The 13760-nt window shown below is 62.5% G+C and carries 13 protein-coding genes; 12 read left to right on the top strand and 1 reads right to left on the bottom strand.

Annotated elements, in window-relative coordinates; all coding sequences use genetic code 11:
- Positions 1-180: 180 nt before the first annotated feature.
- The 12 genes from AWB76_RS36125 to phaZ all read left to right on the top strand — a co-directional run bounded on the left by AWB76_RS36125 (position 181) and on the right by phaZ (position 12107).
- Positions 181-903 (top strand): LbetaH domain-containing protein, encoded by a 723-nt coding sequence (locus AWB76_RS36125; RefSeq protein WP_061164902.1) that lies wholly within the window; start codon positions 181-183, stop codon positions 901-903.
- A 161-nt stretch (positions 904-1064) separates the two neighbouring features.
- A complete protein-coding gene (locus AWB76_RS41325; protein ID WP_157696298.1) occupies positions 1065-1229 on the top strand; it encodes a hypothetical protein in 165 nt (54 codons plus the stop codon).
- Positions 1230-2149: 920 nt separating this feature from the next.
- A complete protein-coding gene (locus tag AWB76_RS36135; RefSeq protein ID WP_061164879.1) occupies positions 2150-3439 on the top strand; it encodes an LssY C-terminal domain-containing protein in 1290 nt (429 codons plus the stop codon).
- Positions 3436-4686 carry an LssY C-terminal domain-containing protein gene (locus AWB76_RS36140; RefSeq protein ID WP_061164880.1) on the top strand — a complete coding sequence of 417 codons (1251 nt, stop codon included), beginning with the start codon at positions 3436-3438 and terminating at the stop codon, positions 4684-4686. The genes AWB76_RS36135 and AWB76_RS36140 overlap by 4 nt, the downstream gene beginning before the upstream one ends.
- A complete protein-coding gene (locus AWB76_RS36145) occupies positions 4673-5824 on the top strand; it encodes a lipase family protein (RefSeq protein WP_061164881.1) in 1152 nt (383 codons plus the stop codon). Before AWB76_RS36140 ends, AWB76_RS36145 begins: the two co-directional genes overlap by 14 nt.
- 41 nt (positions 5825-5865) lie before the next feature.
- Positions 5866-6453 (top strand): BPSL1445 family SYLF domain-containing lipoprotein, encoded by a 588-nt coding sequence (locus AWB76_RS36150; protein ID WP_061164903.1) that lies wholly within the window; start codon positions 5866-5868, stop codon positions 6451-6453.
- Positions 6454-6577: 124 nt separating this feature from the next.
- On the top strand, positions 6578-6730 hold the full coding sequence (locus AWB76_RS39845) for a hypothetical protein (protein ID WP_208606656.1): 153 nt from the start codon (positions 6578-6580) through the stop codon (positions 6728-6730).
- Between the two features lie 171 nt (positions 6731-6901).
- Positions 6902-8545: a fatty acid--CoA ligase gene (locus tag AWB76_RS36155; protein ID WP_061164882.1), complete on the top strand. Its 1644-nt coding sequence runs from the start codon at positions 6902-6904 to the stop codon at positions 8543-8545.
- Between the two features lie 15 nt (positions 8546-8560).
- Positions 8561-9028 carry a MaoC family dehydratase gene (locus AWB76_RS36160; protein ID WP_061164883.1) on the top strand — a complete coding sequence of 156 codons (468 nt, stop codon included), beginning with the start codon at positions 8561-8563 and terminating at the stop codon, positions 9026-9028.
- Between the two features lie 41 nt (positions 9029-9069).
- The gene (locus AWB76_RS36165; protein WP_061164884.1) at positions 9070-10776 is read left to right on the top strand and encodes an alpha/beta fold hydrolase; all 1707 of its coding nucleotides are present in this window, start codon (positions 9070-9072) and stop codon (positions 10774-10776) included.
- A gap of 52 nt (positions 10777-10828) precedes the next feature.
- A complete protein-coding gene (locus AWB76_RS36170; protein WP_061164885.1) occupies positions 10829-11245 on the top strand; it encodes a phasin family protein in 417 nt (138 codons plus the stop codon).
- A gap of 28 nt (positions 11246-11273) precedes the next feature.
- On the top strand, positions 11274-12107 hold the full coding sequence (gene phaZ / locus AWB76_RS36175) for a poly(3-hydroxyalkanoate) depolymerase (protein ID WP_061164886.1): 834 nt from the start codon (positions 11274-11276) through the stop codon (positions 12105-12107).
- Here the strand turns inward: phaZ and AWB76_RS42520 are convergent.
- On the bottom strand, positions 12104-13720 hold the full coding sequence (locus tag AWB76_RS42520) for a LuxR C-terminal-related transcriptional regulator (protein WP_244173636.1): 1617 nt from the start codon (positions 13718-13720) through the stop codon (positions 12104-12106). The two genes, phaZ and AWB76_RS42520, sit on opposite strands and share 4 nt — an antisense overlap.
- Positions 13721-13760: the final 40 nt, after the last annotated feature.

Here is a 13760-nt window from a genome sequence, read left to right on the forward strand (position 1 = left end):
GCTGTTGATACTGAGTTCTTTCGTGCATCGCAACACCTTATACGAAACAGGTGTTGCACGTCAGATTTGAGGCCGCCTAGCGAATTCCCTCCTTTATTATGCAATATGAATTGGGCTAAGGTCGGCGGACTGGCGGTCCTTCAAATGGCTGAGAATGGCGGAACACAAACACTTATAAGCATGAACGTAACGACATCAGATGACTGTATCGGGATCTCGCCCGATCATCCGTGGGCAAAACACTTCATTGCTCTGGCGTACCGCGACGGAGCGTTTTCGTTAATTCCCAATAATTTTTTTAAGAATTGGCTCGACGAAGAGGCGACCGTTGGTACTTTTCGCATTGGCAGAGCGTCGGGCTTGGGAGTCGGCTCGATCGCCAAGTATGACGCCGACGAGCAAAGCCTCAATATCGGGAAGTTCGTCGCAGGTGGCCTTAGACTGCGCTTTCTTCTTAACGGGCAGCACGAGATGAGGACGATCTCGACCGCCATGTTCAGTGTGTACGGAAACGGCTTGCGCAACGTTGCGCCGCCGCAGTATGCGGACACAATAATCCACAATGACGTATGGATTGGCGACGAAGCGCTTTTCCTTGGGGGCAGCATTGTGGAAAGTGGATGCGTAATCGGCGCGCGAACCGTCATACCTCCCAACTTCCGAAGTGAGCCGTATGGCATCTATGTGGGCTCTCCCGCGCGTCTCGTAAAGTTCCGTTTTCCCGAGAAGATACGAGAGCGCCTCGTGGAATTGGCGTGGTGGGATATGCCGCTTCAATGGATCAAACAGCACAACGAATTTTTTCTCGCTGATTTGACCAGTGACGAGGGCCGCGCGCTCGAGATGCTGTCTGATTTGAAGCGAGCGAAGAGGGACTGGGTTGAAGTGCCGCAGGCTGGCTGATGCAAAAGTACCTTAGCGCCCCAGGGTATATCCTCGCGCATGATCTTGCCATTGCGAAGAACTGCTCTTCCAAATAGAAAGACCCGGCGTCAAACGCCGGGCAAATGGCTTTGGATGAATCCGAGCGCCATGCAAACGCTCGATGTCATTGTGGGCGATGAGTGGCGAAATTCAATCTTGGCAGTGAAATGCTGCATTTCAATGCCTGGTTCGACCAGCTAGTGGCGCTCAGGACACCCGTCGGCAAGATGGTCGCAGCGTGGGTTCCGGTGACACTGCCGCGGTGGAATATGTCGTCGCCGGGCGACTGGGCGAAGCCGATTTAAGGCGACCGCGCTGTGCGTGCCTTCGTCGGCGGCCCAAATGACGTCTGGTGTCACCCAAAACGCCAGCGTCATCCAAAACATCGCCTATGCTGATTAGAGACTTCGGGAGCGCGCTGTGGAACGGACAAATCATCTCACTGAATTAGCCCGACTCAATCGAAAGATTTTACGTTGTCGAGGGCTCATCGATGCGGCGCATGAAAGACTCTTTGAAGGGGAGGTCCACCGTGACCACAGGGTTACTGTACTGTCAATCCAAACACTGCTGGACGTCTACGATTCATTTGGCTTGCTTCGCCGGTGTGCGCGTCAAAAGGTTCGAGATAATCATTGTCCGGGCAAAGATCGTATGCATTGAGAGCGCACTGCTCGCCATCGATCACTTCGCAGACGCAAAGGCCTCGAATCAGATTTCTTGCATCGCACAAGTCGCAATGGAAAAGCCCGGCACACGGCTGAGCAAAGGCGAATGATCTATGCTGAGCGCCGGTGCGACGTCAAAAGGCCCGAAAACCGTTCCGCAAAAAAATCCACAATCAAGCAGGGCGGGCCCCTCAGCCAACCGAAAATCGATCGTTTGCGGAATAGAAAGTAAGCTAACGTCATGCTTTGACTAAGAAATTGTGCGGGCTTCAAACCCGGTTGGGGATGTCAGACATTCCCAGGTCGGTTCGACTCCGGCTGCCTTCCGCCCTTTCTCCGCGCTTTTTCTGTCTTCTTCCCAGCGAATGTGAGTCTGCTCTGCGCGTCCGACCGGAATGATACGCAGAACCAATGACCTCATCCCCGGCTCCGCCCATTGAACCGGCATCACGCACGCCGAAACCCGGCTGATGCGCCCCCACATCAACTAAACTGGGATAGCACACTTCGCGCATTTCCCGGCTCGCGCCGCGAAAGTCCGCTTAGAGGGATTTTCGATGAACCGCATCGTGTCGAAGATGCTGGCTGTCATCCTGGTCGGTTGCGAACTGGCGGGTTGCACTGCGGTCCCGTCGGACGTTAAAGTACCTGCATATCGAAATCGCGCCGTAACGCGCACCGAGGGCGGCATCGACGTATCGACGGCCGTGCTGTCGTCCGACGAAAGTGCGGCGGTCTACGGCGTTCCCCTTGCCGCCAAGGCGATTCAGCCGGTCTGGATCAAGGTCCGCAATCTCGAGGATCGCAGCTATTTCCTGCTGTCGCCCGGCGTGGATCCGTCCTTCTTCCCCGCATCCGAAGCGGCCGATGCGTTTGCCGGCACGGCGTCACGCGACGAGCGGGCCGACATGGATCGCCGCTTCCGTGGTCTCGCCTTTCATAACCCCGTCAGACCGGGGGAGACGGTCTCCGGGTTCGTGCTGACCCACATCAACGAAGGTGCGAAGCTGGTGCAGGTGGATCTCGTCGCGAAAGGGCGAGCCCGCACATTTTCCATTTTCGTGGGCGTACCCGGATTCGAAGCCGACTACAAGCGGAGTCAGGTATTCAAACGTGCCGCCGATCCGCAAGAGCCGACCGTGAACTACACGGACGACGCGAGCTTCCGCGCGGCGCTCGAAGCGCTGCCGTGCTGCGCGACAAGCGAGGACGGCTCCAAGCATGGCGACCCGCTGAATCTCGTGATCGTCGGCAGCCTCGACGACGCTTTTCCCGCGCTCCTCCGACGAGGCTGGAGCCTCACGGAAGAAAGGTGGTCGGGCGCAATCAGGCGGATGATCGGCGCCGCGCTGTCCGGCGAACCGTATGTCAACGCGCCGGTGAGCGACCTCTACCTCTTCGGACGCGCGCAGGATATCGCGTTGCAAAAGGCGCGCGACGACATCCATCAGCGCAATCACATGCGGCTCTGGCTGAGCGACATGCGTTACCACGGCAAGCCCGTCTGGATGGGCCAGATCAGCCGGGATATCGGCATCCGTCTGACCTGGCATTCGTCGACGTTCACGACACACAAGATCGACCCGGACGTGGATGAGGCGCGCATGGCGCTCACCGAAGACATGGCGTATTCGCAGAATCTCGCAAAGATGGGGCTGCTGACGGGAGTGGGTCCCGCACAGGAAGGCGCGCCGCGCAAGAACCTGACGACCGATCCGTATTACACCGATGGCTACCGTCTCGTGCTGGTCTTCGACCGAACACCGAGATCGCTATCGGACATCGAGGTGTTTCCGTGGATCACGCCGTACAAAGTGATGCACGCGACGCCCGGAACAGGGCCATGAGCGTGGCGCCGGCCCGGAATCACGCTCTGCGACGCGCGGGCCGAATGTGCTGCGCGCTCGCGCTCGCCGGTTGTGCGACATGGCACGCGCCGCCCGACGTCGACGATGAGCCGCTGCGGCAGCGTGAAGTCAGCGCCACGAGTCGCGGCGTGCGCGTGAGTGCCACCGTGCTCGACAGTGAAGACAGCAAGCGGATGTATGGCGCGGACATCAACAGCACGGGCGTCCAGCCGCTATGGGTCGAGGTGGAGAACCAAACGTCGCAGGCCCTGTGGTTGTTGCGCACGGGCACCGACCCGGACTACTTCTCGCCTCACGAAGTTGCATGGCCCATGCACAAGCTCTTTGGCGGTGCAACGAATACGCACATGGACGACTATTTCAACAATCTCGCATTCAGCAATCCGATTCCGCCGGGCGAGGCCCGGTCGGGCATCCTGTTCACCAATCCCGATCAGGGTATCAAGCTCGTCAATCTCGATCTGTTCGGAAGCAAGGTGCTGATCCCCTTCTCGCTCTTTGTGCGCGTGCCCGGCGGCACGATCGATCCGCGTCTCGCGCAGATCCCTTTTCCGTTTCCCGAAGCCGCCGTCACGGACTACACGGACCTCGCATCGCTGCGGGCCGCGCTCGAACGATTGCCGTGCTGTGCCACGGACGCGAGCGGCGCGGTTCAGGCCGACCCGCTGAATGCCGTCGGCATCGGCCAGCTGACCGACATCGGGGCGGCGCTGGTGCGGCGCGACTATCGGCGTGATGCGCGCGCGTCCGACGGCGCGCAGCGGCTCTTCGGGCGCGAACCGGACTTCGTCATGCGCAAGCAGGCGCAGGCCGGCGCGCCTGCGACATGGATCCGGGGATGGCTCGCCCCGATCCGCTTTCAGGGGCAACTGGTCTACGTCGGGCAGGTCGGCCGTCCTGCCGGCGGGCGTTTCGCGTCAGGTGCCGAAAGGGAGCGCGTCCTGCACGAGAATGTCGACGAGGCCCGCAACTTACTGATTCAGGACCTCATGTATTCGAACGGTCTCGACAAACTCGGGTTCGTGAATGGCGTCGGCGCGGCATCGCCGTCCCAGGCCCGGACAACGCTCGATGGCGCGACTTACTACACGGACGGATTGCGCGCCGTCGTGTTCTTCGCGACGCGGCCGCGCAGTTTGTCGGACGTGGAGTTCCTCGACTGGGTGCCGTATCTCGAAGCGCCGGATACCCGTCAGCCTGGAGCCACCGGCGATGCACATCCGTGACCTGAACCTGACAGTGTCGCTCGTCACATCGAAACGGCGGGTTGCCGCCTGCCTCGCACTGGCGACGATAACCGCGAGTCTGCTGCTCGGCGCATGCGCGACGAAGCCGCTCATTCCCTACTCGGCCGATACACCGCCAATGATCCTTGTGCCCGCGTCCCGGAGCGGGATAGCCGACGGGCGAGGGCGCTTCCGCGAGATCTATTGCGCGGTGCTTGCGGCGCGCGGTCCGGCGCTGCCCGACTACCGGCCTTGCGAGGACGCGCTGACCCGCGTGGGCATCGAGACGGCCGGCACGGGCAGGCCCGTCGAACTGGGCCAGTCGCGGCGGCGTCTCATCGCGGCAGTCGTGCCGGGCATCGGCTATGACTGCTTCAAGCCGTGGCTCAATCCGCCCGATACCGTCGTAACGCATCTGCGCCAGTTCGGCTTCGATGCCACGTTGATCGACGTCGATGCGCTGTCGAGTTCCGCGCACAACGCACGCCAGATTCGCGACGCGATCATGGCCATGCCCGCGCCGGATGGCACACCGCGGATCGTGCTGATCGGCTACTCGAAAGGTGCGCCGGACATGCTGGAAGCGCTGGATGCCTATCCGGAGATCCGCAGCCGCGTGGCGGCGGTGGTCAGTGCCGCCGGCGCGATTGGCGGTTCGCCGCTTGCCAACGACGCCGAGCAGTATCAGGCCGATCTGCTGCGATTCTTTCCGGGCGCGACCTGCACGCCGGGCGATGGCGGCGGCGTGGAAAGCCTCAGACCCACGACACGCAAAACATGGCTCGCGCAGCATGCGCTTTCGGATGAATTGCGGTATTACTCGATCGTGACGTTCCCGCAACCGGACCGGATCTCGTCTATTCTCGAATCGAGCTACGACAAGCTCTCGCGTGTCGATTCGCGAAACGACAGCCAGGTCATTTTCTACGATCAGGTTGTGCCCGGCAGTACGCTGCTCGCCTACGTGAATGCGGATCACTGGGCGCTGGCGGTGCCGGTTGCCCGGACGCATCCGGCAATCGGGGCGCTGTTCGTCACGCAGAACGCGTATCCCCGCGAGGCGCTCGTCGAGGCCATCTTGCGCTTCGTCGAGGAGGATCTGGCGGAGCACACGCGGCGGAGTGACGTGCAACCGTGAGTCTCTCACAACGGAAGTCGTGAACCACCATGGAGGCAATCATGCGCAGGAGAAGGTTCTTGAAGACGGGCGCTGCCCTGTTCTCGGTTGCGGGTCTGACGCTCGCGACGTCGGCCAACACGATGCGCGACGCCGCTGCCGCCGAGTCCAGCGCCTCGAAGCGCCAGGGAATCGATGCCAAGGTCAACGCCACCCTGTCCCGGCTATACGCGTCAGTCAAGGGTTCGAAGGAACTCGTCGCGAAGGCGAACGGCGTGCTCGTGTTCCCGTCCGTGATCAAGGTCGGTTTCATTGCCGGCGGCGAGTACGGCGAAGGCGCATTGCATGTCGGCGGAAAATCGGTCGGGTATTACAGCACGGTCTCGGGATCGTTCGGACTGCAGGCCGGCGCGCAATCGAAGGCCATGATTTTTCTGTTCATGACGCAACATGCGCTCGACGATTTTCGCAATTCCAAAGGCTGGTCGGTCGGTGGAGAAGGATCGGTTGCGCTGTTGAAGGTGGGCGCAAACGGAGAGATCGATACGACGACGGCCACCGCGCCCGTCGAAGCGATCGTCCTGACCAATGCCGGTCTGATGGGCGATGTGTCGCTGTCGGGCACGAAGGTGTCGCGTCTGAAGGTGTGACGCTCGACCGGCGGTTGCGACTGATGCAATAGTTGCAACGAAGACAGGCATTGACGCCCGCAATGAGCTACGAGACGAACGCACTCGACGCAACGTCGAGTGCGGGGCGATTCATCGCCTCGCGTTGCCGAATCTCAAGATCGTCGTCGTGCATCGGAACGAGAGTTCGGGCACGACCTTCAACTGGGTGAGCTTTCTGTCGCAGAGCAGTGCGGCGTGGAAAAGCAGCGTGGGTGTCGGCACGACGGTCAAGTGGCCGGCCGGCGTCATCCGGTGAACGCCGACTTCACGGGCCACTTCCACGCCTGCTGATCCAGATCGAATCGCGCTCCCCCGTTCAGGGGATGGTTTCGAATCGCTTTCCCTTCGATCATTGACTCAACGGAACGACATCGCAGCGAAGACGCGAGTCGCGCCACCTTTCGGTTCGAGACCCAGGGAGACACCCATGCGGGACGACGTACAGGCCGCCGCGCCGTCGGCCTACGCCTATCCATTGCTGATCAAGCAATTGCTGCACACGACATTCGTTCAGGCACCCAATCAGGAAATCGTTTACCGCGGTCGACTGCGGATGACCTACTCGACCCTGCGCGAGCGCATCGCGCGGCTCGCGAACGGCCTGAGCGGCATCGGCGTGTGCCACGGCAGCACCGTCGCCGTGATGGACTGGGATAGTCATCGCTATCTCGAATGCTATTTCGCGGTTCCGATGATGGGCGCCATTCTTCAGACGGTAAACGTGCGTCTGTCGCAGGCGGAGATCGCCTACACGATCAATCACTCGGGCGCGGACGTGCTCATCGTTCATACGGATTTTCTGCCGGTGCTGGAGGCCATCAAGGATCAGCTCGAAACCGTGCGCACGTTCATCTGGATCGACGAGCCGGACAGCGAAGTCTGCGCGCACAGCATTGCATTCGAAACGGAATACGAAGCGATGCTCGCCGCCGCGCACGATCATTACGACTTCCCGGACTTCGACGAAAACACGCGCGCCACGACCTTCTATACGACCGGCACGACGGGCCTGCCGAAGGGCGTCTACTTCACGCACCGTCAACTGGTGCTGCACACGATCACGGTGATGGCGGCGCTGGCGAGCCCCGCCTCGGGTCAGCGCTTCCATCGCGGCGACGTCTACATGCCGCTCACGCCGATGTTCCACGTTCACGCATGGGGCATGCCCTACATCGCGACGGTGCTGGGTGTGAAGCAGGTTTATCCGGGCCGCTATATGCCGGACCGGCTGGTGCAGCTTCTGCGCGACGAAGGCGTCACGTTCTCGCATTGCGTCGGCACCATCCTGCACATGCTGCTCACCTGCAATGAAGCAAAATCGGCCGATTTCAGCAAGTGGAAGGTGGTCATCGGCGGCGGCGCGCTGACGCGTGGACTCGCGCGCGCCGCGCTCGATCGCGGCATCGACGTGTTCACGGGTTACGGCATGTCGGAGACGTGTCCGGTGCTGAGCCTCGCGCAACTGAAGCCCGGCGATGAAGCGCTCGACATCGACGAGCAAGTGCGTCTGCGTTGCCGCACCGGTTCGCCGGTCCCGCTCGCCGATGTGCGCATCGTTGACGCGAACATGCAGGACGTCCCTCACGATGGCCGCGCGAACGGCGAAGTGGTCGCACGCGCGCCCTGGCTCACGCAAGGTTATCTCAAGAACCCGGAAGCCTCCGAGCAACTCTGGAGCGGCGGCTATCTGCACACGCAGGACATCGCGAGCATCGACGAAAACGGAAGTCTGCAGATCACCGACCGCATGAAGGACGTGATCAAGTCGGGCGGCGAATGGATTTCGTCGCTCGAAGTCGAGAGTCTGATATCGATGCATCCGGGTGTCGCGGAAGTCGCGGTGATCGGCATCAGCGACGAGAAATGGGGCGAGCGGCCCGTCGCGCTCGTGGTCACGCACGAGGACGCGGTCATCACCGAGGACGAGATCAAGCGGCATGTGCTGACGTTCAGCGCATCCGGACGCATCTCGAAGTACGCGGTGCCGCAAGTCGTCAGATTCGTCGACGGATTGGAGAAGACGAGCGTCGGCAAGATCAACAAGAAGTGGCTGCGTGCGCAGTTCGTCTGATCGAAGGAGCAGGCTATGTCGGGCATCAAGGAATACAGCATCGCGTCGATCGAGGACTTCGTGGGCCGCGAGCTGGGTGTATCGGACTGGACGATCGTCGATCAGAAGCGCATCGATGCTTTCGCGCAATGCACCGGCGACACGCAATGGATTCACGTCGATGTCGAGCGCGCGCGACGCGAGAGTCCGTTCGGCGGAACCATCGCGCACGGTTATCTGACGCTGTCGCTGCTCGCGCCGCTCGCGATGGAGATCGGCATCATTCCCGACGACGCTTCCGCCGGCCTCAATTACGGGCTCGACAAGGTGCGCTTCATGACGCCCGTGAAAGCCGGCGCGCGCGTGCGCAATCGCGTGACGTTGTTGTCCGTGGAAAGAAAGAGCGGCGGCCGCGTCATCATCAAGACGATGAACGAGTTGCAGATAGAAGGCGAAGACAAGCCCGCGCTCATCGCGGAGACACTCGCGATGCTCGTCGCGTGAATCGAATAAAGAATCTGAGAGATTGAGTCAGGAGCAGCAAGATGGCGGTAAGCACTGAAAACCTGTCGCGAAACCAGCAAGCCGAAGCGCTCGCGGCGTCCGCGACGGAAAGCATGCCGGGCCCGAATCCGTTCGTCGGACTGAGACCGTGCGATGTACTCGCGGCAGCACAGCAGATCGGCACGCAGGCGTGGCGGCAGCCCGCGCTGATCGTCGAGCAGCAATCGACGCTCGTCCGCGATCTGATCGGCGTACTGAGCGGCAATGCTTCGAGCACGCCGCCGCAGGGCGACAAGCGTTTCACCGATGCCGCATGGCGCGACAACTCGATGTATCGCATGACGATGCAGGGTTATCTCGCATGGCGCGATGCGCTGTCCGGTTTCGTCGACCGTTCCGCGCTCGAACCGAAGAGCAAGGAGCGCGCGCAGTTCGTGCTGTCGCTCGTCACCGATGCGATGTCGCCGACTAACACGCTGCTCGGCAATCCGGCCGCGATCAAGAAGGTCGTCGATTCGGGCGGCGCGAGTCTGATCGGCGGATTGAAGAACGCGGTGACGGACATGCTGAAGAATCAGGGCATGCCCGCTCAGGTCGACAAGACCGCGTTCGAAGTCGGCAAGAATCTGGCTACGTCGAAGGGCGCGGTCGTGTTTCGCAATGAAGTGCTGGAGCTGATCCAGTATGCGAGCGCGACGACGCATGTCCACAGCCGGCCGCAGCTCATCGTGCCGCCGCAGATCAACAAGTTCTACGTGTTCGATCTGTCGCCGGGCAAGAGCATCGTCGACTATCTGCTGAAGAGCGAGTTTCAGGTGTTCGTCGTGAGCTGGCGCAATCCCACGGCGGAGCATGCCGGCTGGAATCTCGATACCTACGTCGCGGCGCTGCTCGAAGCGATCGCGGCGATCCGCGACATCACCGGCAGCGACGATGTCAATCTGCACGGCGCATGCTCCGGCGCGATGACCATCTCGGCGTTGCTCGGCCATCTGGCGAGCCGTGGCGATACATCCGTCCATGCCGCGACCTTGATGGTCGCCGTGCTCGACAACACGGCGGACTCGCAGCTCGGCCTGTTCGCGACGCCCGAGGCCGTCGCGGCGGCCAAGCACGCGAGCACGTCGCGCGGCGTGCTGGCCGGCGAGGAAATGGGCCGCGTGTTCGCGTGGATGCGACCCAACGATCTCGTCTGGAACTACTGGGTCAACAACTATCTGATGGGCAACACGCCGCCCGCATTCGACATCCTCTACTGGAACAACGACACCACGCGTCTGCCCGCGAAGATGCACGGCCAGTTGCTCGATATCTTCACGGAGAACCTCTTCACGAAGCCGCGCGCGCTGAACGTGCTGGGCACGGCCATCGATCTGAACGACGTTACCTGCGACAAATACGTGGTCGCGGGCATCACGGATCACATCACGCCGTGGAAGGGCGTGTACAACACGGCGCGTCTCTTCGGCGGCAACACGCGCTTCGTGTTGAGTTCGAGCGGTCACATCCAGAGCCTCATCAATCCGCCGGGCAATCCGAAATCGAAGTTCTATCTCAACCCCGAACTGCCCGCGAACGCCGATGCGTGGCTCGACGGCGCGCAGGCCGAGAAGGAATCGTGGTGGAGCGACTGGCGCGAATGGCTCGCCGCGCGCTCGGGCGATCGTCGCGCGGCGCGTGCGGCGCTCGGCAACAAGCGGCACAAGCCCATCGCGAACGCGCCGGGCACCTATGTCATGCAGAACTGATTTCGCAATGCCGGCGGCATCGGCTCGACTTTCATCACACGGAAAACTCATCATGGAATCGACGAATCAAAGCAGTCTTCTCGGCGAATACAGCAAGCTCATCAAACAATTCAAGCTGCCCGCCTTCGACGCGAACGCTGTTTTCGAGTCGCGCCGCAAGGATGTCGAAGCGCTCGCGAACGCCAGCACGATCGCGCTGACCGGCATTCAGTCACTTGGTCAGAAGCAGATGGACATCCTGAGCGGCACGATGACGCGCGTGCACGCGCTCTTCGGCAAGCAAGCCGCGGAGGAAAGCAAACCGGCCGCGGGCGAAGCGATGCAACAGGCATTTCGCGCGGCGATGTCGGACATGCGCGAACTCGCGGGCGCGGCGTATCGGGTGCCGGCCGACACCGCGACGGTGATTTCGAAGCGCGTCGTCGAGAATGTCGAAGAGATCAGGGCGCTGCTGCAGCCGCGCAAGTGACGCGTATTGCCCGATCCGGATGAAAGCAATGAATAACGAATCCGCGTCCGTCGGCATCATGGACATTCAGACCGTCGATATCGACGGCCAACTCTTGCGCGTCGGCGTGCGGCACGGCAACGATGCATCGCCGCCGCTTTTGATCTTCAACGGCATCGGCGCGAATCTGGAGCTGGTCGAGCCGTTCGTCGAAGCGCTGGGCGATATCGGCGTCATCATCTTCGATATTCCGGGCGTCGGCGGTTCGCCCGTGCCGCTCGCGCCGTACCGGTTCTCCACGCTCGCCGCGCTGACCGGCAAGCTTCTGCAACGGCTCGGACATGACGGTCCGGTCGATGTGCTCGGCGTATCGTGGGGCGGCGCGCTCGCGCAGCAGTTCGCGCGGCATGATTCGCGGCGCTGCCGCAGGCTGATTCTCGCGTCGACATCGCCGGGCGTGATCATGGTGCCGGCCAGTCTCTCAGTGCTGTCGAAGCTGATCGGCCCGCGCCGCTATACCGATCCGGCCTATCTCGAGCGTGTCGGGCCGGAAATCTACGGCGGCGCGTACCGACGCGATCCCGAACTGCTCAGGGAGCATAGCCGCCACATGCAGGCGCCGGGCGGGCGCGGCTATCTCTATCAGCTGATGGCCGCCTGGGGCTGGACGAGCCTGCCGTGGCTCTGGACGCTGCCGCAGTCGACGCTCGTCATGCACGGCGACGACGATCCCATCGTGCCCTTGTCCAACGCGAAGATGCTGGCGGCGACCATCCGCCAGTCGGAGCTTTACGTGATCGACGACGGCCATCTCTTTCTGATCACGCGCGCGAAGGAAGTTGGACCGGTCGTGCGCGCGTTTCTGCGTGGGAACGCGCGCTAGCCGTTATGCACGAGGCCCAGCGCCTGCGCGCGCGCGACGGCGTGCGCGCGCTTGTCGACGGCGAGCTTCACGAAGATGCTTTTGACGTGCGACTTGACCGTCTCGGGCGCAATGCCGAGGTCGCGTGCAATCTCCTTGTTGGACAGCCCCTGCGCGATCAGCTCGACGATATTGCGTTCGCGCGCGCTCAGCGATTCGCGTTCGGTGTCGCGGCGCGCTTTGCTCCCGGGCTGATACTGCGCGCGCCAGCCTTCCAGAAGACGGTCCATGAAACTGAGCACGTCTCTCGTTTGCGCCGTGTCGCGCGTATCGTCGCGAACGGCCTGCAAGAGCGGACCGATCTGCGCGCCCTGATCGATGATCGACTGATGCAGCCCGGCGGGACCGGCGAGCTTCAGCACGTCGCGCATGACGTCGACGGCTTCATCGCGCTTGCCTGCGCTCATCCACGCCAGCGCGAGCGTGGTGCGCAAGCGCAAGCCGAGATAGTGGTTGTGGCGGCTCTCCGCGCTTTGCCGCGCGGCGTTCAACAGTTCGACGGCCTGGCCCGTGCGATCCTGATTCATCGCCACGCTGGCCGCCGCTGCCGCGCGAAAGTTGTCGATCTCCGCCGACACGGGCGGCGCCGAATCCGCGCCGCGGGCGGCGAGCGCATCGAGTTGCGCGACGCAGGCGGACGCTTCGGTCATCCTGCCTTCCCGCAGATGCAGCCGCGTGCGTTCGATGAGCGTCCCCGCAACGAGACGGCGCCAGCCGCGCTTGTGCCCGAGCAACTGCGCCCGGTCGAGCAGCGCGTAGGCGTGCGCCGCGTTCGACCGCGCGACGGCGATGCGGATCAGCACGCGATACGCGACCAGCACGCTGTCGAGCATCGCCGCCAGATCGACGACGGGCATCAGGTCGAGCAGCAAGGCTTCGGCTTCGTCGAGACGTCCTTGCTCATAGCGCAACTGCGCGATCATCGGCGCGCACAGTGCAGCGGAAATCGACTGCGGGCCGGAATAGCGCTCGGCGAGATGTATCGACTCCGTGAAGTACTGCTCGGCGAGCGCGAAGTGCAACTGCTGCATTTCCGTGTGACCGAGCAGGCAGAGCCGATAAACCGGCGTGACGACATTGCGCTGATCGTCCTCGATCGAACAGGGAATCCAGGGCGTCGCGTAGAGCGCGTCGAGATCGCCCGCTTTCCAGTGCGCGAAACGCACGACATTGGAGACGACGTTGACCGTCCAGACATCGCTCGATGGCCGCGCGAGACACGCCTGCGCGATGGCCAGCGCGCGCTGCGGATCGTCCAGCAGCGCGGCCAGCACCGAGCGGATCGCGAGACATTCGCGGCGCAGATGCTCGGCCTCGGTATCGCCGGCGGCATCGGCGGCGTCGTGTTCGAGGGCATCGACGCTGGCGAGGGCGTCGTCGAAACGCAGCGCGAGCGCCATGCCCCACGCGATCGCCAGCCTGACCCGCAACTGCGAACGCATCAGATCCGCCGGGAACTCGCGTTGCCAGCCGAGCAGCGTGAGCAGATCGCCTTTCATCACGAGCGTCATCGCGCAACGGCTCATCAGCGCGAGCGCTTCGCCGGTCGCGCCCGCGGCGAGCGCGTGCCTCACGGCGTCGGTCCATTGCGTCTCTCGCGCGTACCATCGGCAC

It is taken from the genome of Caballeronia temeraria, assembly GCF_001544795.2.
Lineage (GTDB): Bacteria > Pseudomonadota > Gammaproteobacteria > Burkholderiales > Burkholderiaceae > Caballeronia > Caballeronia temeraria.